Source organism: Arthrobacter sp. ISL-65 (assembly GCF_018613795.1).
Taxonomy (GTDB): Bacteria; Actinomycetota; Actinomycetes; order Actinomycetales; family Micrococcaceae; genus Arthrobacter.
In genome coordinates, this window is the sequence record NZ_JAGGPN010000040.1 from 69,540 (window position 1) to 91,380 (window position 21,841).

At 65.7% G+C, this 21,841-nt stretch carries 14 protein-coding genes and 1 tRNA gene; 7 read left to right on the top strand and 8 right to left on the bottom strand.

The window, feature by feature from the left end; translation table 11 throughout:
- Nucleotides 1-15: 15 nt before the first annotated feature.
- From J7I85_RS17885 to J7I85_RS25755, 4 genes are all read right to left on the bottom strand, one after another.
- On the bottom strand, nt 16-3,171 hold the full coding sequence (locus tag J7I85_RS17885) for an efflux RND transporter permease subunit (RefSeq protein WP_251024515.1): 3,156 nt from the start codon (nt 3,169-3,171) through the stop codon (nt 16-18).
- Nucleotides 3,172-3,550: 379 nt separating this feature from the next.
- Nucleotides 3,551-4,669: an aminotransferase class V-fold PLP-dependent enzyme gene (locus J7I85_RS17890; protein ID WP_214854316.1), complete on the bottom strand. Its 1,119-nt coding sequence runs from the start codon at nt 4,667-4,669 to the stop codon at nt 3,551-3,553.
- Nucleotides 4,670-4,704: 35 nt separating this feature from the next.
- A complete protein-coding gene (gene mctP / locus J7I85_RS17895) occupies nt 4,705-6,381 on the bottom strand; it encodes a monocarboxylate uptake permease MctP (protein WP_214854318.1) in 1,677 nt (558 codons plus the stop codon).
- Entirely contained in the window at nt 6,378-6,749 is a 372-nt protein-coding gene (locus J7I85_RS25755; RefSeq protein ID WP_308159538.1) for a DUF3311 domain-containing protein, read from the bottom strand. The genes mctP and J7I85_RS25755 overlap by 4 nt, the downstream gene beginning before the upstream one ends.
- A 249-nt stretch (nt 6,750-6,998) precedes the next feature.
- Here J7I85_RS25755 and J7I85_RS17905 point away from each other — a divergent pair, with 249 nt between their 5' ends.
- The gene (locus J7I85_RS17905) at nt 6,999-13,061 is read left to right on the top strand and encodes an Ig-like domain-containing protein (RefSeq protein WP_214854320.1); all 6,063 of its coding nucleotides are present in this window, start codon (nt 6,999-7,001) and stop codon (nt 13,059-13,061) included.
- A gap of 297 nt (nt 13,062-13,358) precedes the next feature.
- Here J7I85_RS17905 and J7I85_RS17910 read toward each other — a convergent pair.
- Nucleotides 13,359-13,441 (bottom strand) — tRNA-Leu (locus J7I85_RS17910).
- 193 nt (nt 13,442-13,634) lie between these two features.
- Here J7I85_RS17910 and J7I85_RS17915 point away from each other — a divergent pair.
- Both J7I85_RS17915 and J7I85_RS17920 read left to right on the top strand, forming a co-directional pair.
- Nucleotides 13,635-14,939 carry a M20/M25/M40 family metallo-hydrolase gene (locus tag J7I85_RS17915; RefSeq protein ID WP_214854323.1) on the top strand — a complete coding sequence of 435 codons (1,305 nt, stop codon included), beginning with the start codon at nt 13,635-13,637 and terminating at the stop codon, nt 14,937-14,939.
- A 26-nt stretch (nt 14,940-14,965) separates the two neighbouring features.
- Nucleotides 14,966-16,126, top strand: a complete 1,161-nt coding sequence (locus J7I85_RS17920; RefSeq protein WP_214854454.1) for an acyl-CoA dehydrogenase family protein — start codon at nt 14,966-14,968, stop codon at nt 16,124-16,126.
- A gap of 89 nt (nt 16,127-16,215) precedes the next feature.
- Here the strand turns inward: J7I85_RS17920 and J7I85_RS17925 are convergent, their stop codons facing one another.
- Nucleotides 16,216-16,449 (bottom strand): DUF5703 family protein, encoded by a 234-nt coding sequence (locus J7I85_RS17925; protein ID WP_214854326.1) that lies wholly within the window; start codon nt 16,447-16,449, stop codon nt 16,216-16,218.
- Nucleotides 16,450-16,488: 39 nt separating this feature from the next.
- On the opposite strand from J7I85_RS17925, the gene J7I85_RS17930 reads away from it, so the two are divergent.
- A complete protein-coding gene (locus J7I85_RS17930; protein WP_102973613.1) occupies nt 16,489-16,749 on the top strand; it encodes a hypothetical protein in 261 nt (86 codons plus the stop codon).
- A 42-nt stretch (nt 16,750-16,791) separates the two neighbouring features.
- On the opposite strand, the gene J7I85_RS17935 is transcribed toward J7I85_RS17930, so the two are convergent.
- Nucleotides 16,792-17,730: an aldo/keto reductase gene (locus tag J7I85_RS17935; protein ID WP_214854329.1), complete on the bottom strand. Its 939-nt coding sequence runs from the start codon at nt 17,728-17,730 to the stop codon at nt 16,792-16,794.
- 50 nt (nt 17,731-17,780) lie between these two features.
- Here J7I85_RS17935 and J7I85_RS17940 point away from each other — a divergent pair, with 50 nt between their 5' ends.
- Entirely contained in the window at nt 17,781-18,614 is an 834-nt protein-coding gene (locus J7I85_RS17940) for an undecaprenyl-diphosphate phosphatase (protein ID WP_214854332.1), read from the top strand.
- A gap of 15 nt (nt 18,615-18,629) precedes the next feature.
- Nucleotides 18,630-19,937, top strand: a complete 1,308-nt coding sequence (gene mshC, locus J7I85_RS17945; protein ID WP_214854335.1) for a cysteine--1-D-myo-inosityl 2-amino-2-deoxy-alpha-D-glucopyranoside ligase — start codon at nt 18,630-18,632, stop codon at nt 19,935-19,937.
- A 78-nt stretch (nt 19,938-20,015) separates the two neighbouring features.
- Here mshC and J7I85_RS17950 read toward each other — a convergent pair whose 3' ends face one another.
- Complete coding sequence (locus tag J7I85_RS17950; protein ID WP_214854338.1) at nt 20,016-20,921, bottom strand: PAC2 family protein; 906 nt, start codon at nt 20,919-20,921, stop codon at nt 20,016-20,018.
- Nucleotides 20,922-21,109: 188 nt separating this feature from the next.
- On the opposite strand from J7I85_RS17950, the gene J7I85_RS17955 reads away from it, so the two are divergent.
- On the top strand, nt 21,110-21,838 hold the full coding sequence (locus J7I85_RS17955) for an HAD family phosphatase (RefSeq protein ID WP_214854341.1): 729 nt from the start codon (nt 21,110-21,112) through the stop codon (nt 21,836-21,838).
- Nucleotides 21,839-21,841 lie beyond the last annotated feature (3 nt).

The following is a 21,841-nucleotide window of genomic DNA, read 5'->3' on the forward strand; positions in this document are numbered from 1 at the left end:
GATGCATCCTGGCTTTCAGGCGCCCGTCCGGGCATCGGTGACTTCGGCGTGTGTCGTTGCTGTTCGTGTCCCTGCCTGGCTGCGTTCGAAGCGGAGCAGGATTGCGGGAAGCACGAACAGGACGAAAAGGGTGGTTGTCAGCAGGCCGCCCCAGATGATGATCGCGATCGGCTGGAGGACCTCGGTGCCTGTGACTCCGCCCAGAAGCACGAGCGGAATCAGGGCGACGGCGGTGGTCACCACAGAGGCGAGGGTCGGCTTGAGCCTGTCGCGTGCGGCGCGGATAACCAGGGCAGGCCCTGTGGCTTCGCTTTGCCTGGCGCGGAGGTTCCTGACCTCGCCGGCGAGCAGCAGGCAGCTGCGGACTGCGATGCCCAGGACGGCCGAGAACGCGACAAACGCCGTCAGGTAGTTGGCCCCGCCGTCGGCCAGGGCTGCAATAACTCCGCCCGACAGGGATGCGATCAGTCCGAGGAATACGGCGGCTGCAAGCCGCCATCCGCCCAGCGCTGTCTGCAGCAGAACCAGGATGCCGAAGGCAGCTACGGCTGCCAGCAGCCACAGCCACTGGAAGGCGGACTGCTGCTGGCCAAACCGGGTGAGGATCTCCGCATGGTAGGCCACCGGGAACTGGATCTGCTGCAGGCCTCTTTCGATGTCCTGCTGCACATCAGTCAGCCCGCGCCCCTGGATGTCCGCCTTTACATCCACGCGCCGGGAAGTGTCGTCATGCAGGATGACCGCATCGTTTGCAACGATACTGACCTCGGCGACGTCGCCAAGACGCACATGCCCGCCTTTGGGGGTGTCGATCAGCAGCTCGCTGACGCTGGTGAGGCTGTTCCGGGTTGCAGGCGTTCCCTTGACCACCACGGAGAAGACCTTCTGCTGCTCGTAGACGTTACCCACTTCGATGCCCTGCAGCAGCGCAGCCGCCGCGCGCCGGACATCGCCGGGTATGACGCCCGCCTTCTGTGCCTTCGCCAGGTCCACCTTGACCTGGACGGTCGGCTGTTCGATGGCGGCATCAACGCGGGGATTTACCACACCGGCCGTGTGCGCGAGAACCTGCCGCACTTCCTCGGCCTTTGCCCGGAGGGTGGCCATGTCCACGCCGTAGACCCTGACGCCGAATCCGGAATCGGCAGCTTCCCGGATCTGGTCGATTTTCTGTTGCGGGTAGGTGGAGACCGTTGCGCTCAGCCCTGGGTACCCGGCCACGACCCTTTGTACGTCCTCAAGGGTGCTGGAGTACGAGGCATCCTTTGCCACTCCCACCCACAGCTCCCCGGAACTGATGTCTCCCACGTGGTCGGACGTAATGGCGCGCCCAACCTCGGCGGCCACATTGGAGACGCCCTGCACCGCCCGCAGTTCGCGGGCCGCGGTATCGGTGATCCGGACCATCTCCTGGTCGGAGGTGCCAGGCGCGGCACTCCACTGGACCACCAGCGTGTTGTCTGCCAGCACCGGCACCACAGGGTGGTTGGGGACCAGCTGCGGCGCCAACGCCAGGGCGGCGAGCGCCATGACTGCCGCGGCGGCAAAGACCAACGCGGGCTTGCCGGGCCCGCGGGACAGTGTCCGCCCATACCGGATACGGAGGCGCTGCATAGCCTGGCGCTCGCGGCCCGGGGCCGCTGATGCCGGCGGCAGGAAGAACGTCAGGGCCGCTGTCACTGTGAGGGCCACGACCATGGCGACCGCCAGGGCGAGGAGATAGGCAATTACCAGGGGCCCGAACATGGCGCCGTTTTCGCCAGGGACAAAGAGCATGGGGAGCACGCTCAGCGCCATGATCAGCAGCGCGTAGAACAGGGAGGTGCGGACAGGCCGTAACGCACCCGCAAGCAGGGCGATCCTCGAATCCCCGGGGTCGGTTGCCTTGGATACCCGGTAGGCCCTGGCGGCGGAGTTCAGGTCTTCCGCTACATCCCCGATGATGACGCTCAGGGCGAGGATCATGCCGGCGAAGACCATGATGTTGAGCCCGGCCCCGCGTAGGGTCAGCAGCAGGGCAGCAGCAATGAGGGAGAGCGGTACGGTGATCAGGGTGATCAGTGCGCTGCGCCAGGACCGGAAGACCACTCCGAACGCCGCCGCGACCAGCAGCAGCGTGACAAGCAGCGCGACACCAAGGGTGCCCATTTCCTGCTCGACGAACGACTCCTGCCGGTACACGGTGGTGTCGGCGGTTACGCCGGGTAGCCCGGCCTGGAGCTCGCGCATGGTCTCGTCGAGACCCTTTGTGACGTCCGCGGTGTTTGTCTCCGGGAACTTCTCAATCACCAGCAGCAGCTCAGCGTCCTGGCCGGGCTGCGCATCACCAATCAACGGCTGATGATCAGTCTGGACCTGCGCGACGTCCCCCAGGAGCAATTTGTCAGTGCTGCCCTGGATGCTGACTTTTCCGAGGTCCTCGGGAGTGGTGATGGGAAGGACATGCTGGACGCCCAGCCGCTGATGTCCCGTCTCCAGAAAGCCGCCCGTGCCCGGCGTTGAGGCCTCAAGGTAGCTCAACGGGGACACCCACACGGAGTTGCCCGTGGTCCTGATGACCTGGTCCAGTGTCACGCCCTTGGCTTCCAGCTGCTTGGGGTCCACGAGTACCTGCAACTGCTGGTCGCGCTGGCCCCAGATGGAAATGTTCGCTACTCCGGGAACGGCCAAAAGCGCGGGCTTCATGGTCCACCGCGCCAGCACGGACATGTCGATGGGGGACATGTCCTTGGACGTGAGCCTGACCATCATCACCCGGCTGGTGGAAGACAGTGGTTGCATGAGCACGGGTGCTGCCGACACGTTGGGCAGCGCCCTGGCCTGGGTCAGGCGCTCAGCGACGAGCTGGCGTGCCCGGAACATGTCCGTACCCGGCTGGAAGACCAACTGGATCGAGGACAGGCCGGGAAGTGACTTGGAACGGATCGCCTCCACCCATGCCACACCATTGAGCAGGTCGGCCTCCATGGGTGACGTGATGAGCTGTTCGACTTCAGCGGCAGAGAGCCCCAAGGCCTCGGTCTGTATTTCGACCTGCGGCGGTGCGAACTCGGGGAAGGCGTCAACCGGCATGGTGGGCAGAGCGGTGAAGCCATACCCGAGGACGCCGGCCGCCACGACCAGGACAAGGATCCGGAACTGCAGAACCCAGCCGAGAATGGCGCCCATCATGGCCTATTCACCGCCAACTTCATCCCCGCTAGCTCTACGGCGGACAAAAGGCTGCGGGTCCGGCCGGGCCGGCGGCGATGTCGGTGTTTACCGGGCAGTTCACCGATTGTTTGCGTTTCAGTGAGCCCTGCATGCGGGTCCACGATCAGATCTTCTCTGAGGTGACCGGGAAAAAAAGTCTCAACTGCCAAATAGATGTTCACGGCGCGGCTCCATTGCTACTGCCTTCGCGCCCCCCAAACGTCTAGCTGTATGCTGGTCCTCGCGGGCGGCCAAGTCAATGCCTCGGGCAACTTTTTTCAGCAGGTCACTTTTATCGGCCCACAGTCCGCCGACATACCGAAACGCCGGGGTTCCCGGATTCGCGGGCCGTGACGGCTCACCGGCCCGCAATGAGCTCTGCAACCCGGACCAGCTCTTCCTCGAGATTATAGAAATGGGTCGCCAGCCGGATCCTGCCGGCCCGGAGGGACACAACCACGTTCGCACTGCGCAGCCTGGCCATGACCGCGTCCGGGTCGCCTACCGGAACGGAGACGATGGTAGAACGGTGTTCTGCGGGGAAGGACTGGAACCTGACGCCAGCCGTTTCCAGCGCGTTGTGCAGGTGAAGCGCAAGCCGTGCGTTCCGCTCCAGGACCGCGCCCATACCGAACCGGCGAAGGACAGCAAGTCCCGCCTGGTCGGCGAGCGCCGGAAACCATGCCAACGAAGCGTCCAGCTTCGACGCCGTCGGCGACAGGTCCATGTCCGGGCCAAGGAAGCTTTCGAACGGCAGGCGGGCGGCCTTCCAGCCCGGCACGATGGGTTGAAGGCGGTCGAGCAGCCCGGGGCGGACGTAGAGGTAGCCCATACCCCGCGACCCGAGAAGGAATTTGTGGCTTGCGGTGGCCAGGAAATCCACGCCGTCGCGCACCACGTCAAGGGGAACGGCACCGGCCGCCTGGCAGGCGTCAACGAAAAACCAGGCTCCTGAACCGGCCGCGACGCGGCTGATCGACCCCAGATTTGCCCGGAATCCGGTGACGGGATGAACCGCGCTGACAGCGATCAGGCGGGTTCCGCCGTCGGCCGCCCGACCGAGGGCTTCGGCGGACACCCCATCCCCGTCCGCAGCGACGGCCCGCACGCCGTAGCCACGCTCCCGGAGCAAGAGCCAGGGGTAGTAGTTCGAGGCGAATTCGTTCTCGGCCACCACGATGTTCTCCCCGCGCCTAGCGGGTGGCAGATTGGCGGCCACAATCCCCGCCGCGGTGCTGACCGCGGGGACGATGGCAATGTCCGCCGCCGTGGCTCCGATGATCTCCGCGAACATGCCGCGGGCGTGCTCACCCGCCTGCTCGGCCTCCATCCAGTCAAACCGCCCCGCGGACCAGCGCTCGGCAGCCAGTTCGTATGCTTCCCTGGCAGGTGCGCAGCCGACGCACATGGTGGCAGTGTTCAGGTAGATGGTGTCTTCGAGCCCGGGGAAAAGCCCTCGGATGTCGCTGACGTTCATAGCGTGGACCATTCTTTATGCGAGCCTGAAAAGCACTACGCCACAGGTGGCGGCCCTCCTGGTTCCACGAAACGCTGGGTCCGTTCGATCTCGGCAACCTTCGGGTCCGTTTCATCAGCACCGTAATCAGACCGGCGCGTCTTGTCCTCTCCCTGGGGCACCTTCAGTGCCCTCAGCACCAGGGTCAGCACGACGGCGACAAGCAGGTTGAGCACGAACGCCGACACGGCGATGTACACGGTGAAGTCGGTCCCCGGGAGGGGAGCAGTGGAGCCGCCGAAGTGTGCGTGCGTGACAGGATTGATGACGTTGTAGGCCGAGGCGGTGCCAAAGGCTATTCCCACCGCCCATCCAACCAGCAGAGCCCAGCGGTCGAACCACCGCGTATAAAGGCCTGCGACGACGGCGGGGAACGTCTGCAGAATCCAGATGCCGCCCAGCAGCTGCATGTTGATGGCCGCGGACTGGTCCATGGCGATGACGAAAACCAGCGCTCCGAACTTCACCACGAGCGAGACAATCTTGGACACCTTCGCCTCAGTCTTCGGATCCGCGTCGGGCCGGAGGAAGTCCCGGTAGATGTTGCGCGTAAACATGTTGGCCGCGGCAATGGACATGATGGCTGCCGGTACCAGCGCCCCGATGGCGATGGCAGCCAGGGCCACCCCGGCAAACCAGGCAGGAAAGTGGTCCAGGAACAGCTGCGGCACCACGAGCTGGGGGTTGACCGCCCCGTTCAGGTCAATCGGCTTGGTGCCGGCCTTGATGGCCACGAAACCCAGCAGCGCGAGGAAGCCGAGCATGAGGGAGTACAGCGGCAGAATCGCGGCGTTGCGCCGGATAGTGTTGCGTCCCTTGGACGCGAGCACGCCGGTGATGGAGTGCGGGTACATGAACAACGCCATGGCCGATCCGAGCGCCAGCGTCCAGTAGGCCGAGAAATTGGCGCCCGAAGGGATGAACACCCCGGTGGGCTTCCCGGTCGCCTCGTTGACGGTGTCCAGCTTCGTTTTAGCCGCCCCGAAGATCGCGTCCCACCCGCCGAACTTGGTCGGCAGGTAGATGACCGCGACGATCACTGCGAGATAGATGAGCAGGTCCTTGACGACGGCGATCATCGCCGGTGCCCGCAACCCCGAGGTGTAGGTGTACGCGGCCAGCACGACGAACGCCAGAATCAGCGGCAGGTCGGTCAGCAGCACATTCTCCGAGCTGCCCAGGCCGAGCACGGTGAGGACAGCCTTGATGCCCACGAGCTGGAGGGCGATGTACGGCATGGTTGCCACAATGCCGGTGACGGCGACGGCAAGGGACAGCCAACGGCTCCCGTAGCGGCCACCCACGAAGTCCGCCGAGGTGACGTAGCCGTGCCGGTGTGACACGGACCAGAGCCGGCTCATGATGATGAAGATGATCGGGTAGAGGACGATCGTGTACGGCACCGCGAAGAAGCCGCTGACGGCGCCCGTGGCCCACATCGCGGCGGGAACGGCAACGAACGTATAGGCGGTGTAGAGGTCGCCGCCCAGCAGGAACCACGTTATCCATGTCCCGAAGCCTCGTCCGCCCAACCCCCACTCGTCGAGGCTGTGCAGTCCCTCGGTCTCGGCCGTCCTACGCCACCGCGCGGCCAGGAAGCCCATGACGGCGACGGCGACGAAGAGCAGCACCACGATAATGAGGGCGACCCAGTTGATTTCGCGCCCGTTCATGGCCGTTCATCTCCGCCCACTGCTTCACCGTCGAGCCCGGTAGTGCCCGCGCGGGCGGCCGCCCGCCGTCGTCGGTCCTCCGTTGTCACGAGCCAGTACGCCACACCGCTCAGGGCGGCGGAAATGGGAACCCAGAGCAGCTGGTACCAGTAAAAGAACGGCATGCCGCCCAGCGCCGGCGCGCTGAAGGAGTAGGTCTGCGGCATAAGCGGGAGCAGAATTGCCACGGAAAGCAGCACCCCGGCAATGACGTACGGTGCACGCCGCGCCGGGCCGCGGGTTGCAGTGTTGCGGGTTGGCTGTCCACTGCCCGGGGGAACCCCTGGGATGGGGCGCTGCTGCGGGTCAGGACGATCTTGATCGGACACCCCACGACCTCCTTGTCAGCCCGTCTCCCGAACTCCGGGTCCCCCGGAACGCGGTGAGGCGGAGGTTACAAACGTTGCCCTCCAGTTCCTTTGTACGCCCGTCCGACCCGCTCGGGAAGAGAGTGGTTCCAGCCAAGGCAGGGATCCAGGGACCGGCACCGTTAGCGCTCCCGACGCCGACGTTGGCTCAGGAACTGCCGGTATGTCCGCGTATATTAGCTGGGGGCTAACGACAAGACTGGGGGACGGATGCCGCTTCGTTTACTGACGCAGGCAAAACAACGCGCACTGGCGTCGGCAACAACATTTTCGGCAATTGGGCTGCTGGTGGCGGTGGCAATCATCCACCCGGGATTCCGAACCACGCAGATCGACCTGAATGACGGCGGCGTGTGGGTAACCAATTCCGACATGAACCTCGTGGGCCACCTGAACTTCCAGTCGAAAACCCTGGACGGCGGCCTCATGGCAGCCAGCGCCGACTTCGACGTCCTCCAACACAGCAGCAGTGTGCTCGTGTCCGACCGCGGCAACGCCTCCCTGGGCAGGGTCAAGGTCTCCGACGTCACCCTTGAACCGCCCCAGCAGCTTCCGGGGTCGGCGGTCCCGGCTTTCGGGGAAAAAGCGGTGGCGCTGGCTGATCCGAACTCAGGCCGTCTCTGGGTGACGCAGAGCAGCATGCTCGGCAATGTCGACTTCGATTCACAGGAACCCGTCCTGAGCGATGCCAAAGGCATCGTCGCGACGGTAGGAGCCGACGACGTCGTTTACGCCGCGGACCCCGCGCGCGGGGAGGTGACTTCCCTTCGTGTAAATGCGACGGGCGGAGTGGATTCCCGCAACACCGTTCAGTACCAGTCAATCCGCAATAAAGAAAACGTCCAGGTCGCTGCCGTCGGGGACCAGCCAGTCGTATTCGACGCCGATGCCGGGACCCTCCACCTTCCTGCCGGGCGGCTGGCGCAGTTGCCGGATGGGGCGGACGCCAAGCTGCAGCAAAGCGGCCCCGCCGCGGACTTTGTCGCCATCTCCACCACGAAGGGCCTGATCAAGCAACCCCTGAACGGTTCGGCGGCGACGGTTGTAGACCTCGGCACGACGGGAACACCTGCCACTCCGGTCCATGTCAACGGCTGCGTCTACGCAGCGTGGTCCGGGGCAGGCAAATATCTGCGGGATTGCACAAACGCCGCTGACAGCCGGAGGGCTGACATTCCCGGTGCAAGCGCCCGCTCCAACCTGGTCTTTCGCGTCAACCGGGACATCGTAGTCCTTAACGACGTCACATCCGGAAACGTCTGGCTGGTTACCGAGAACATGAGGCTCGTAGCCAACTGGGACGAGATCATTCCTCCGCCGAACAAGACCGAGGACCAAGACGACCCCGCCGCGGAAGACAACCTGGTGGACACTCTCCCGGACCGCACCAAAGAGAACCGGCCGCCCTCCGCGGCTGATGACCAGTTCGGAGTGCGGCCCGGCCGGACTACGCTCCTGCCGGTCCTGGACAACGACTCGGACCCGGACGGTGACGTCCTCACCGTCCAGCTCCAGGGCGGCAACCCCGACGTCGGAAGCGTGCAGGCCGTCTACAACGGAACCGGCCTGCAGGTGAAGGTTCCGGCCAATGCGACCGGAACGTCACAGTTCCAGTACCTGGCCAGTGACGGCCGTGGCGGCACCGCTGGAGCCACCGTCACCTTGACAGTAAAGGACCCGGCCAGCAACGGGCCGCCGAAACAGAAACGTGTGCCCACGATCATCCTGGAGCAGGGCAAAAGCATCTCCCAGAACGTCCTCACCGACTGGACCGATCCGGACGGCGACGACCTGCTGCTTCTGGGAGCCCGCCCTGCCCGCGAAGGCGACCAGGTGCGTACCCGGGCGGACGGCCTTTTGACGTTCCACGATGTGGGATCAACCCTGGGTAAAAAGGACGTTGTGATCACTGTCTCCGATGGCCGGGACCAGGTCGAGGGCACGGTGGTGGTGGATGTCCGCGCCAAAGGCGACCTTCCGCCGAAGGCCAACGCGGACCACGTTTCGGGTACCGCCGGGCAGGACATTCTGGTTTCTCCGCTGAAGAACGACAGCGACCCCACCGGTGAAGGACTGCGGCTCACACGCGTGACGGGCGCGAAGGAGCAGGCAATCACCCCCGACTACCAGGCGGGGACCTTCACCTTCCGCGCACTCAACGCCGGAACGTATTACGTGACCTACCTGGTGACCAATGGACCGGACAGCTCTGAGGGACTTGTGCGGATCGACGTCAAAGCCGCCGGGGCCGGGCAGGGTGAGCCGGTCGCGGTCGCTGATACTGCACTGCTGCCGGTGGGCGGCGAAGTGCTGCTAGACGCGCTAGCCAACGACTCGGACCCGGCCGGTGGCGTCCTCGTCATCCAGTCCGTGGGGCTGCCCCGGAATTCGGCAGTGGCCGTCGCGGTGGTCAATCACCAGATCCTGCGCATTACCGACGTCCGCGGCCTGACCGCACCCACCAGCCTGACGTACACGGTGTCCAACGGCGTGGCCAGTGCAACCGGGCAGGTAACCATCCTGCCCATTCCGGCACCCGCCAAACTGCTCCCGCCTGTTGCTGCCCCGGATGAAATCACAGTGCGGGCGAACGACGTCGCCACCATCGCCGTCCTTGCCAATGACACCCACCCCAATGGCGCCAAGCTGAAGCTCAAGCCGGTGCTCGTGCAGGGAATCAGCCCCGCCCAAGGCCTCCTTGCTGTGTCGGGGGACGTGCTTCGCTTCAAGGCAGGCGGAGCAGGTGGAACGGTGCACGCGATCTACGCTGTTGCCGGCCCCGACGGGCAGGAAGACTCGGCGCAGGTGACCATTCACATTCGCGGTGAGGGCACGAACTCCAGGCCGCTTCCCCACAATGTCACCGGTCGGGTCGTAGCCGGCAACACGACCAGGATCGCCATTCCCCTGGACGGCATTGATCCCGACGGCGACTCTGTCACGTTGGTGGGGCTGGAGCAGGCACCACGCAAGGGGACCGCGGTGGTGGGTGCCCACTATGTCGAATACACGGCGCCAGCGAACGCCGCCGGACAAGACACCTTCTCCTACGTGGTGGAGGACCGGTTCGGGGCACGGTCCACCGCCCGTGTGTCCGTGGGCATCGCACCCGCGCCTGGATCCAACCAGCGTCCCAGGGCCGTTGAGGACAGCATCACCGTTCTCCCGGGGCGGCACGTGGCAGTGGACGTGCTGGCCAATGATTCCGACCCCGACGGCGACAATGTCACCCTCGCAGCCAACCGGCTGCAAGCTGCCCCGGAATTGAAGGCTGAGGTCATCGACGGACGGGTGCAACTCACCGCCCCGTCGCCTTCCGAAGCCTCCGCCACAGCAATCGTCCGGTATGAGATCAGCGATGGCCGCGGCGGCACCGCCGTCGGAACCCTCAAAATCCAGGTGCGCAAGGACGCCGCCACGTTGGCGCCGGTCGCTCGGGACGACCGGGTGGCGTTCGCAGAGACTCTAGGCAAGGCTGTCGTCGAAGTTCCCGTCCTGAAGAACGATGAAGACCCGGACGGTGTGGCTGCGGAACTGAAGATAACCTTCCCGGAAGCGGCACCCACTGCCAGCATCTCGGCTCCCGGTAAGGTTGCGGTGCGGCTGGAGAGCCAGCCGCAGATCATCGCGTACACCGTCACCGACGTAGATAAGCTCAGCTCAACGGCGTTCATCGTGGTACCCGGCCTGCAAGGGCAGGCGCCCGCTCTGCGGAGCACCGCGCCCTTGGAAGTGGTCAGCGGCCAGCAACTGACCATGAACCTGCGGGACCTGGTGGTGGTCCGTCCCGGCAAGAGCCCCCGCATCACCCAGGACACCAAGGTCCAGGCGGTCTCTGCCAATGGAGCGCCGCTGGTGAAGGACGCTACCACCATCGTGTTCACTTCCGCCGACGACTATGCAGGCCCGGCAGCAGTTTCCCTCGAGGTCACCGACGGCGTGAGCGTTGATGACCCCGACGGGCGGACGGCGGTCCTGACCATTGGCATTACGGTCCTGCCCGACCCGGGGCGCAACCATCCTCCGACTTTCCCCTCCAGCACCGTGGACGCTGCGGTGGGCGAGGAATCCACCCTGGACCTGCGCCAGGTGGCTACCGACGTCGACGAGGGAGACAAGGACAAGCTCACCTTTGCGCTGCAAGGGGCACCGCCCGCCGGGATCAAGGCCTCCCTGGACGGCAGCCTCTTTAAAGCCACTGTGGGCAGCGCAGCCAAGGGGAGCACGCTGACCGTGCGCGTCACCGTCTCGGACGGGCGCAGCGCACCTGTTGCAGGTGCCGTGGACGTCCGCGTGGTCGCGTCGAAGCGTCCGCTTGCCGCAGCGAACGACGACGTCATCGCCAGCGCCCGGGCCGGGCAATCACAGCCGGTACCGGTGCTGGATAACGACGTCAACCCGTTCCCTGAATCACCGCTGAAAATCCTCAGCGCCGCCGTCGAAACCGGAACGGGCACGGCCGCAGTGGAGGGCGGCGTCGTCGTCGTGACGCCCGCCGAGGAGTTCGTGGGCACAATGGTGGTCCGCTACCGGGTCCAGGACAAAACCCAGGACGCGGAACGCGAAGTTGACGGCCGGGTCCGGCTCACCGTCAAAGACAAGCCTGATGCTCCGTCCACGCCGACTGTCGGGGAAGTGCGTGACCGTACCGTTGTCCTCAACTGGTCACCTCCCGCCAACAACGGAGCAGCGATCACCGGCTACAAGGTCAGCGGCAGCGGAGGGTTCTCGCAACAGTGCCCGGCCACCACGTGCACGCTCACGGGCCTGACCAACAACGTGGAGTACACCTTCACCGTGGTGGCCACGAACGAGTTGGGGGACTCGGCGCCGTCTCCCGGTTCCGCACCTGCCCGTCCCGATGCGAAGCCGGATACCCCGGCAGCGCCGGCGCTGGTTTTTGGCGACAGATCCCTCACCGTGAACTGGGTACCTCCAAGGAGCAGCGGCTCACCGGTGGAGAGCTACAACCTGGAGATCTCACCCGCGCCTCCGGCAGGAAACATCCGGGCAAGCAAGGTCACGGGAACGTCCTACCGGTGGACGGGCCTCCAGAACGGGACGCCGTACCAGGTCAGGATCCAGGCTTCCAACAAGGCGCCGGATCCGTCAGAGTGGAGCGCCTATTCAGCCACCGCCATCCCGGCCGGCGTACCGGGCGCCCCCGGCAAACCCAGCACCACCCGCACCACCTCCGGCGGGACGCAGTCGATCATGGTGGTGTCGTGGACGCCCGCAGCGGACAACGGCGCCTCGATCGACACATACACCGTCAACGCAGTGCAGGGTGGGTCCACGGTAGCGAGCAACACCGTGTCCGGCAGTCAGCTGAGCGTGCCTGTGACCGTCGGCAACTCCGCCACCGACTACACCTTCACGGTTGTGGCCAAAAACAAGGCAGGTACTTCAGCCGCCAGTGCGCCGTCGGACCCTCGCCGCGCTTTCGGCGCGCCTGGTGCCGTCCCCGGCGTCCGGGCCGATCCACTGGACAACGCTGTGCAGCTTGCCTTTGGTGCCGCCGCGGGCAACGGTGCGACACCGAGCTACCAGTACCAGGTGAACGGAAGCAACTTCACGGCGGTGCCGCCTGACAAGGTCATCCGGTCCGGTGTGCCCAACAACGGCAACTACACCATTGGGGTGCGCGCCGTGAACAGCGCGGACGGTGCCACCTACGAGGGGCCGGTCACCAACTCCAACCCGGTGGCGCCTTACGGCAAACCGCACGCGGCGAGTATCAACCCCGTTACTGTGACCACGACGGTGAGGTTCGACGTCGGAGCCGTGGTCAACAACGGACGCCAGGTCACGGCACTGGAGTACCAGTCATCGGACGGGAAGTCAGGCACGTTGGGTGCCGGAGGAGGATCCGTCACTACCGGCAACGGGTACGACCAATCCATCTCCATCACCGTGACAGTCGTGGATGACCTCGGCCAGCGCACAGCGGTATCGGCAACCGGAAGGACAGCTCCGGCGAAGTACCTTGTGGTGGACAACGGCACGGCGAGTCCCGGTACCTGCGAATGGCCCTCCAACGGCACCTCTTCTCCGGACACAGCGGCCAATTGTGCCGCTGGTGGCGGAACCTTCGTGGCGCAGGGCACGCGGGTGCAGGTCCAGTGCGTGACCACGGGTGCCGCGTACACCATCTACGACGGAGCCACCGGCCGCCCCACCGGGTCCACGAGCAACGTCTGGTACAAGGTGATCAACAACCTCTGGATCCGTCCCACCGACGGGCCCGTGGACTCGGGGGTGCCGGCCTGCTGACGCGGCCTTCAGACCCCCGTACTGTCCAGCTGAACGCCCTGGCCGCTTCCGCGGCCGGGGCGTTTCCCGTTCAGGGCAGCAGGGTAACCAGGGAGCCGAGCCGGTGAACGTGCCGTGGCCATTTTGATGACGTTGGCCGACGAGGAGGTTACGGCGGTTTATCGGGATTACCGCGAGTTACAACTCCGGCGGCCGTGTGGCTGACCCGCGGGGCGCCACCTGTGACGCCGGCCGCGCGTGGTCCTGGAGAAACGAAAAAACCCGGGAATCCATTGGATTCCCGGGGTTTTCCCTTTGTGCGCGGAGGGGGACTTGAACCCCCACCCCCTTTCGAGGACTAGCACCTCAAGCTAGCGCGTCTGCCATTCCGCCACCCGCGCAGGTGGTATTTCGAAGGACTCGCTCCGCCTTCCAGCGGTTCGCATCTCTCCGAAGCAGCGAGAAAAACTCTAACACGAACTTTCCGGAAAGATGGAATCGAGTCGACTCGGTAGGCTGAACCTGTGTGTTCCGGCAGCCAGAAGCCGCCCCAACCCGCATGAATCCGCGTTTTCCCCGCTAAAGGAGTGATCAATGTCTCACGTTCGGCCAGAGGATGAAGTTGTCACCATCTGCCAGGAGCTCATCCGCATCGATTCATCCAATTACGGGGATGGCTCAGGGCCCGGCGAACGTGCGGCGGCCGAGTACACCGCCAGCCTGATTAGCGATGTGGGGCTGGACGCGGAAATCTTCGAGTCGGAGCCTGGCCGGGCCAGCGTGGTGACCCGCATGGCGGGGGAGGACCCCTCCGCAAGCGCCCTCGTGGTCCACGGCCACCTGGACGTGGTGCCCGCCCTCCGTGAGCAGTGGTCGGTGGACCCGTTTGGCGCCGAACTCAAGGACGGGCTGATCTGGGGCCGCGGCGCGGTGGACATGAAGGACATGGACGCCATGATCCTGTCCGTCCTGCGCGACTTTGCCCGCACCGGCCGCAAGCCGAAGCGGGACATCATCTTCGCGTTCTTCGCCGACGAGGAAGCCGGCGGCGTGCACGGTTCCCAGTTCGCGGTCAAGCACCGGCCGGAGCTGTTCGAGGGCGCCACCGAGGCGATCTCGGAGGTGGGCGGTTTCTCCGCCACCATCGGGGGCCAGCGCACATACCTCCTCCAGACCGCAGAGAAGGGCATCTCGTGGCTGCGGCTCGTGGCCCACGGCCGCGCCGGCCACGGGTCCCAGATCAGCACGGACAACGCCGTCACGCGGCTCGCCGCCGCCGTGACCCGCATCGGCGAGTACGAGTGGCCCATCGAGCTGACGGCCACTACGCGCCAGTTCCTCGACGGCGTGACCGAACTGACCGGCGTCGAGTTTGACCCCGACAACCCTGACAGGCTGCTGAAGGAACTGGGCACTGTGGCACGCTTCGTGGGCGCCACCCTGCAGAACACCTCCAACCCGACGCTCCTGAGGGGCGGCTACAAGCACAACGTCATTCCCGAGTCCGCCGAGGCGCTGGTGGACTGCCGGACGCTGCCGGGCCAGCAGGAGCACGTCCTGGAGATCGTCCGCGAGCTGGCGGGAAGCGGCGTGGACGTCAGCTACGTCCACCAGGATGTCTCCCTGGAAGTGCCGTTCTCCGGCAACCTCGTGGACTCGATGATCGACGCCCTGCACTCCGAGGACCCCGGCGCGAAGGTCCTGCCCTACACGCTGTCCGGCGGAACCGACAACAAGGCGCTCAGCAAGCTCGGCATCACAGGCTATGGCTTCGCGCCCCTGCAGCTGCCGGACGACCTCGACTTCACCGGCATGTTCCACGGAGTTGACGAACGCGTCCCGGCCGATTCGTTGAAGTTCGGAGCACGCGTCCTGAACACGCTGCTCACCAACTACTGAGGACGCGAGTGGACCCCCAAACACCCATGGCACCCGAACGGCTGCTGCCTGACGACCTGCTCTCACGGATCCGGGAGAGAGCGGCGGGATACGACGAGCGGAGCAGCTTCTTCACAGAGGATCTTGAGGAACTGGCCGACGCCGGGTACCTGAAGCTATTCGTGCCGGAGGCCGACGGCGGGGCTGGCCTTGGTCTGGAGGCTGCGGTCCGCTGCCAGCGTCGGCTGGCGACGGCGGCCCCTGCCACCGCGCTGGCCGTCAACATGCACCTGGTCTGGACAGGGGTGGCGCGCGTCCTGGCCGAACGCGGCGACCCTTCCCTGGACTTCGTGCTGCGGGAGGCAGCAGCGGGGGAAATCTTCGCCTTCGGCAACTCCGAGGCCGGCAACGACTCCGTTCTTTTCGATTCGCTGACGGAGGCCAAGCCCCTGCCGGACGGCAGCTACTCTTTCACGGGCACTAAAATCTTCACGAGCCTTTCGCCAGCCTGGACGCGCCTGGGCATCTTCGGCAAGGACTCGGCCGCGCGGGACGGTGAAGGTGAACTGGTACACGGCTTCATCCGGCGGGACACGGCCGGCTACCGGATCCTGGAGGACTGGAACACGCTGGGCATGCGCGCCAGCCAGTCCAACACCACCATTCTGGACGGCGCAGTTGTCCCGCCCGGCCGCATCTTCCGTAAGCTGCCAGTGGGGCCCAACGCGGATCCGCTGATTTTCGCCATCTTCGCGTGCTTTGAAACCCTGCTTGCCGGCGTCTACGCGGGCATCGGGGAGCGGGCTCTGGTGCTGGCCGTGGAAGCCGCCAAGCGCAGGACGTCATTCAAAAGTGGGGGCAGGAGCCTGGCCCAGGATCCTGACATCCGCTGGAAGGTGGCCGAGGCCGCCCTCGCCATGGATGCCCTGTACCCCCAGCTTTCGGTGGTGGCCGGCGATGTGGACCGGTTGGCGGACCACGGCAGCCAGTGGTTCCCGAAGCTGGTGGGCGTCAAGCTCCGGGCGACGGAAACGGCGCGGACGGTGGTGGACCTTGCCATCCGGGTGTCCGGGGGATCCAGCTACTTCAGGGGGTCGGAACTGGAACGCCTGTACCGCGACGTCCTGGCCGGCATGTTCCACCCGTCCGACGACGAGTCGGCGCACAACACCGTTGCCAACGCCTGGCTGGGCCCGCTCGAAGAGTAACTGCAGCGCTCACCCGCGCGGACAACTGGAGCAGGCGGCATGAAGTGGGCGCACGCCATCTGAGGTGCGCGCCCGCCGGCCGGAGCGGCCTAGACGGTGCGCTGCACCTGGGTGACCCGGCGGCGAAGCCAGAAGCGCCTGCCGCCGCCCAAGTAGAGCCTGCTGCGCTCGAGTTCCCACTTGCCGTATTCGGAGTGTTCCACGAGCCGGCGCCGGGCTTCGGGCAGGGAATCGTCAGGACCGACGGTCAATACGAGGTACTCGTATTGCCGGGCATAGTCCCGTTCCCGCAGGACCGAGCTGGTCAGAAAATGTTCCTTCATTGCTCTCCATTTTCGTCCTTTTCCCGCTAACGTGAAGGCATGAGCATCGATCCGCGTGTCGCGCTTCAGTCCCTGACTGCCGCCTTGGAAGAACACCTTGCAGCCGCCTCAGCCCGCCGCGGGGATGGTGACCCTTCAGTGGAGGCGGCATTCTTTGCAGTTGCCGATGCCTTCGAAGTCTACGAGGACGCCCTCTATGAGGCCTACAACGAAGTGACGCCGCTCCAGGTGTTCGATGACGAGGAAGACGAAGAAGAAGACAGCGAAGTCGACGAGGATCTGGAAATCGTCGAGGAGTGACGCGGGTCGGGAAGCGACCCGCCCGGTGTGATCCGGGCCCGGCTAAGCCAGGCTGCTGGAGACATCCTCCAGGGCACGTGCTATTTCCGCCGGCAGCGGCGTGAGCTGGGCATCCAGGATTTCCTTGAGCTGGACCGGCGTGCGCGCGCCCACGATGGCCGTCGCCACTCCGTGCCGGGACAGCAGCCAGCTCAGCGCAACATCCAGGGACGACCGCCCCAAGCCGCGGGCGGCCATGGCAACAGCTTCGACCACCTGCGACGCGGGCTGCTCGAGGTAAGGCTCCACGTATGTGGCCAGCCGTGTACCCGCTGCCCTGGAATCGGAGGGCACATGCCCGCGATATTTGCCGGTAAGCACGCCACGGCCCAGCGGCGCCCACGCCATCAGTCCCAGGCCCGCATCCTCGATGGCGGGAACCAGCTCCGCCTCGGGCTTGCGGCACAGCAGTGAATACTCCGACTGGTTGGCAACGAGCGGGAACCTGGCCACCGCGGCCGCCTTGGCGGTCTGCCAGCCGTTGTAGTTGGCGATTCCCGCATAGCGTGCCCGTCCGCTGCGGACGGCGAAGTCAAGGGCGGACAACGTCTCATCGAGCGGGACGTTGGGGTCCCACGCCTGGGCGAGCCACAGGTCGACGTAGTCGGTGCCAAGGCGCGCGAGGCTGGCTTCCAGCCCGGACAGCATCGCGTTCCGTGATGCGTCCACCCGCTGCCGCCCGTCCGACGGCGACACCCCTGCTTTGGTGGAGATGACCACTTCCGTGCGGGAGACGACGTCGCCGAGCATCGACCCGAGCATGGCTTCGGCCTGGCCGTCGGCGTAGGAGGCCGCGGTGTCCACGAGGGTTCCGCCGGCGTCCACGAACGTGCGCAGCAGTTCCGAGGCATCCTGCTCGTCCGTTTCACGGGACCACGACATCGTGCCCAGGGAGAGGGAGGAGGCACGGAGACCGCTGTTGCCAATGTAACGCTGCTGCATAGCAGCTAGCTTACGGGGAAACCACCCGTGTCATGACGTAGGGTCTTAGCGTGAACTGGATTGAAGCGGCCCTGCTGGGTCTTGTGCAGGGACTGACCGAATTCCTACCTATTTCATCGAGCGCCCACCTCCGGATCGTGGGCTCTTTCCTGCCGAACGCGGCTGACCCCGGCGCGGCCTTCACCGCCATCACTCAGCTCGGCACGGAGACCGCCGTGATCGTCTACTTCTGGCGGGACATCGTCCGGATCGTGAAGGCCTGGTTCGGTTCGCTGACCGGGCGGGTGCCGCGCCAGGACCCCGACGCCCGGATGGGCTGGCTGGTGATCCTGGGCAGCCTGCCCATCATCGTCCTGGGCCTGCTGTTCCAGGACCAGATCGAATCCGTCCTGCGCAGCCTGTGGATCGTAGCCACCATGCTCATCGTCTTCGGCCTCGTCCTGGCGGTGGCCGACGCCATCGGCAAACAGGACCGGGACCTCTCCGGGCTCACCTACAAGCACGGCATCCTCTACGGCTTCGCCCAGGCCCTGGCCTTGATCCCCGGCGTTTCACGGTCCGGCGGCACCATCACGGCCGGGCTCTTCATGGGCTACACGCGTGAAGCCGCCGCCCGCTACTCCTTTCTGCTGGCCATCCCTGCAGTCTTTGGCAGCGGCCTCTACCAGCTGTTTAAGGTGGTCACCAAGGACGGAGCAAGCGGCCCCTACGGGCTCGGGGAGACGGCCCTGGCAACAGTGATCGCCTTCGTCATCGGCTACGTCATCATCGGGTGGTTCCTGAAGTTCATCTCAACGCGCAGCTACCGGCTGTTTGTCTGGTACCGCATCTTCCTTGGCCTCGCCCTGTACCTCCTGCTCGGTTTCAATGTCATCAGCGCCTAGCACTAGGCTTGGTCTGTGAAGTCCTGGATCTCCCGCCCCGTGCCTGTCCTGCCGGGGGAAATGCCCACGCTCCGGCTGTTCGACACAACCGCACAGCGCGCCGTAACCCTTAATGCCGATGGCGAAAAGTCGATGTATGTCTGCGGGATCACGCCGTATGACGCCACCCACATGGGACACGCCGCCAGCTACGTCGCGTTCGACTTGCTGAACCGTGCCTGGCGCGACGGCGGCCAGCAGGTTGCGTACGTCCAGAACGTCACCGACGTCGATGACCCGCTGCTGGAGCGTGCCGACGCCACCGGCGTTGACTGGCGCGAGCTGGCGGAGAGCCAAATCGAGCTTTTCCGCACTGACATGGAGGCCCTAAACGTCATCGCCCCCGATCATTACGTGGGCGCCGTCGAAGCCATGCCGCTGATCGTCCCCGCGATTGAGCGGCTCGTGCGCCAGGGCCTGGCCTACCGCGTTAACGGCACCCCGGGTGAGCCCGACGGCGATGTCTACTACGACGTCGAGGCCGCCAGCAAGCACGCCGTCGGAGTGGACGCCTGGACCCTCGGAGCCGTTTCCGGACTGCCGGAAGCCGAAATGCTGGAACTGTTCGCCGAACGGGGCGGCGACCCCGGCAGGGCCGGCAAGCGCCAGGCCCTCGACCCGCTGCTGTGGCGCGTGGCCCGCGACGGCGAGCCCAGCTGGCCCGGCGGTGAGCTGGGGGAGGGCCGGCCCGGCTGGCACATTGAGTGCACCGTAATCGCCCAGAAGTACCTGCCCGCGCCCTTCACCGTGCAGGGCGGCGGCTCGGACCTGGTTTTCCCGCACCACGAGATGGGCGCCGGACATGCCTATTCACTCTCCGGTGTTCCCCTCGCCGAGCACTTCGCCCACGCAGGCATGGTGGGACTGGACGGCGAAAAGATGTCCAAGTCCAAGGGCAACCTGGTCCTGGTCTCCAAGCTGCGCGCGGCAGGCGAAGAACCGGCAGCCATCCGCCTGGCCATCCTGGCGCACCACTACCGGTCCGACTGGTCCTGGACCGCGGAAGGCTTCGTGCAGGCCAAGGCGCGCCTGGAGCGGTGGCGTTCTGCGCTGGGAGCGGCGCCGGCGGGAACCGCCACGGAACTGATCGGGCAGATGCGCGAGGCCCTGGCCGACGATCTGGACGCACCCGCGGCCCTTACCGCCGTGGACCGGTGGGCTGATGCCGCCCTTAACAACACCGCCCCTAGCAACGCGGCCCTTAGCAACACGGACAGCGCGTCAGAAGCAGACCAGGCCTTGGTGCGCGACGCCGTCAACGCTCTTCTCGGCGTCGAACTCTAAAGCCCGTTTCGACGGTTCCCTGCCCACTCGACGTTCCGCAACGTCTAACCGGCAGGGGACCGTCGAAACGGCGGAGCCCTAGGGCTTGTCCTTCCCCCGCCGCTTCAGGTAGCGCTCAAACTCGCGCGCAATGGATTCGCCGCTGGCCTCGGGCAGGTCGGCGGTGTCCTTCGCTTCCTCCAGCTGCCGCACATAGGCGGCAATTTCGGGATCCTCGGTGGCCAGCTCGTTGACGCCGCGCTCCCACGCCTCCGCCTCCTCAGCCAGCTCGTGCGTGTCCAGCGGAACCTGGAGCAGTTCCTCGATGCGGTGCAGGAGCGCCAGCTGCGCCTTGGGCGACGGGGCCTGCGCAACGTAATGCGGCACCGCCGCCCAGAGGGAGACGGTGGGAATGCCGGCGAGCAGGGATACCTCGGACAGCACGCCGACTATCCCCACGGGTCCCTCATACTGCGAGGCTTCGAGGTTCAGCCGTTCCCGCAACACGCTGTCGTCAGTGGATGTGCTGACCGGGATGGGACGGCTGTGCGGCACGTCCGCCAGCAGTGCTCCCACCAGGACAACATAATCCACATGAAGCGCCTCGGCGTGAACAAGCAGTTCCGCTGTATACGCACGCCACTTATAGGACGGTTCGGTGCCCTGGATGAAAATCACATCCACGTTGGTGTCGGGGGCGCTGGCCTTGTAGATCCGCGTGGACGGCCACTTGATCTTGCGTTCGCCGGAGGCCGTGCGGCGGACCGTGGGCCGCGTGAACTGGAAGTCGTAGTACTCGTCGGCGTCTATGGAGGCGACCTTCTTCCCGCCCCACAGTTTGTTGAGGTAACGGAGCGCATCACTGGCGGCTTCCCCCGCGTCATTCCAGCCCTCGAACGCAGCCAGCATCACAGTAATACGCTGGCCCTCGGGAACAGGCTGCAGCAGCTGCTCCGTCTCAGGCGCGGTGCCCGGTTCGTTGGTGTCTCCGTCGAAGCTGTTCATCCCTTCACCCTACGTCCACAAGCGTTGCTGTTGCATAGAACGAACCGCCGCAGATCCGGACAAACCCCTCATCCCCGCTGGTCTTCCCTGCCGGTCATCCCTGCCGGGCGCGGCGCGGATATTCGCCGACGGCGTACGGCCGGGGCCCGCGGCGGGGCGCCGCCGGGCGGCCCGGTACAGTGGAAAGCATGGAATCTGCCGCCGCTCAGCCCTTGCTAAAAGCCGTTTTATGGGACATGGACGGCACCATCGTTGACACAGAACCGTACTGGATCGAAGCCGAATACAACCTTGTCGAGGCGTACGGAGGAACGTGGTCGCACGAACAGGCCATGCAGCTCGTAGGGCAATCACTGGTCCATTCGGCCGGCGTCCTCCAGCGGGCCGGCGTGCCCCTGGAGATCCGCGAGATCATCGACACCCTTACCGGCCAGGTCATCAGCCGCGTCCGGGAGAGCGTTCCGTGGCGCCCGGGGGCCCGGGAGCTGCTGGATGAACTTTTTAACGCCGGCGTGCGTTGTGCCCTTGTGACCATGTCAGAGGCACCGCTGGCCCGCGAGATTGTGGCGAGCCTTCCCCGGCCCTACTTCGAGTTCCTCGTTACCGGTGACACGGTAACCCACGGCAAACCGCACCCCGAGGCGTATCTCAAGGCTGTGGACCTGCTGAAGCAGCAGGACCCTCAGCTCACCGCCGCCCATTGCGTGGCGCTGGAGGACTCGGCGCCGGGCGCTGCGGCGGCCGTGGCTTCGGGTGCCGTGACCGTGGCCATTCCGCACCTCGTGCCGCTGCCGGACGACGCCCGCAGGACCACATGGGATACCCTCGCGGACCGCACTGTGGCCGAACTCGAGGAGCTTGTGAGGCTCCGCCTCGGCTCGCGCGAACCTGCGGCAACCTTCGAGAACGTCAACTAAGGA

What these genes read in the sequence shown, in the direction of transcription:
- J7I85_RS17885 (WP_251024515.1), bottom strand. Translation starts at nt 3,171, where the DNA reads ATGATGGGCGCCATTCTCGGCTGGGTTCTGCAGTTCCGGATCCTTGTC.
- J7I85_RS17890 (WP_214854316.1), bottom strand. Translation starts at nt 4,669, where the DNA reads ATGAACGTCAGCGACATCCGAGGGCTTTTCCCCGGGCTCGAAGACACC.
- mctP (WP_214854318.1), bottom strand. Translation starts at nt 6,381, where the DNA reads ATGAACGGGCGCGAAATCAACTGGGTCGCCCTCATTATCGTGGTGCTG.
- J7I85_RS17905 (WP_214854320.1), top strand. Translation starts at nt 6,999, where the DNA reads ATGCCGCTTCGTTTACTGACGCAGGCAAAACAACGCGCACTGGCGTCG.
- J7I85_RS17915 (WP_214854323.1), top strand. Translation starts at nt 13,635, where the DNA reads ATGTCTCACGTTCGGCCAGAGGATGAAGTTGTCACCATCTGCCAGGAG.
- J7I85_RS17920 (WP_214854454.1), top strand. Translation starts at nt 14,966, where the DNA reads ATGGCACCCGAACGGCTGCTGCCTGACGACCTGCTCTCACGGATCCGG.
- J7I85_RS17925 (WP_214854326.1), bottom strand. Translation starts at nt 16,449, where the DNA reads ATGAAGGAACATTTTCTGACCAGCTCGGTCCTGCGGGAACGGGACTAT.
- J7I85_RS17930 (WP_102973613.1), top strand. Translation starts at nt 16,489, where the DNA reads ATGAGCATCGATCCGCGTGTCGCGCTTCAGTCCCTGACTGCCGCCTTG.
- J7I85_RS17935 (WP_214854329.1), bottom strand. Translation starts at nt 17,730, where the DNA reads ATGCAGCAGCGTTACATTGGCAACAGCGGTCTCCGTGCCTCCTCCCTC.
- J7I85_RS17950 (WP_214854338.1), bottom strand. Translation starts at nt 20,921, where the DNA reads ATGAACAGCTTCGACGGAGACACCAACGAACCGGGCACCGCGCCTGAG.
- J7I85_RS17955 (WP_214854341.1), top strand. Translation starts at nt 21,110, where the DNA reads ATGGAATCTGCCGCCGCTCAGCCCTTGCTAAAAGCCGTTTTATGGGAC.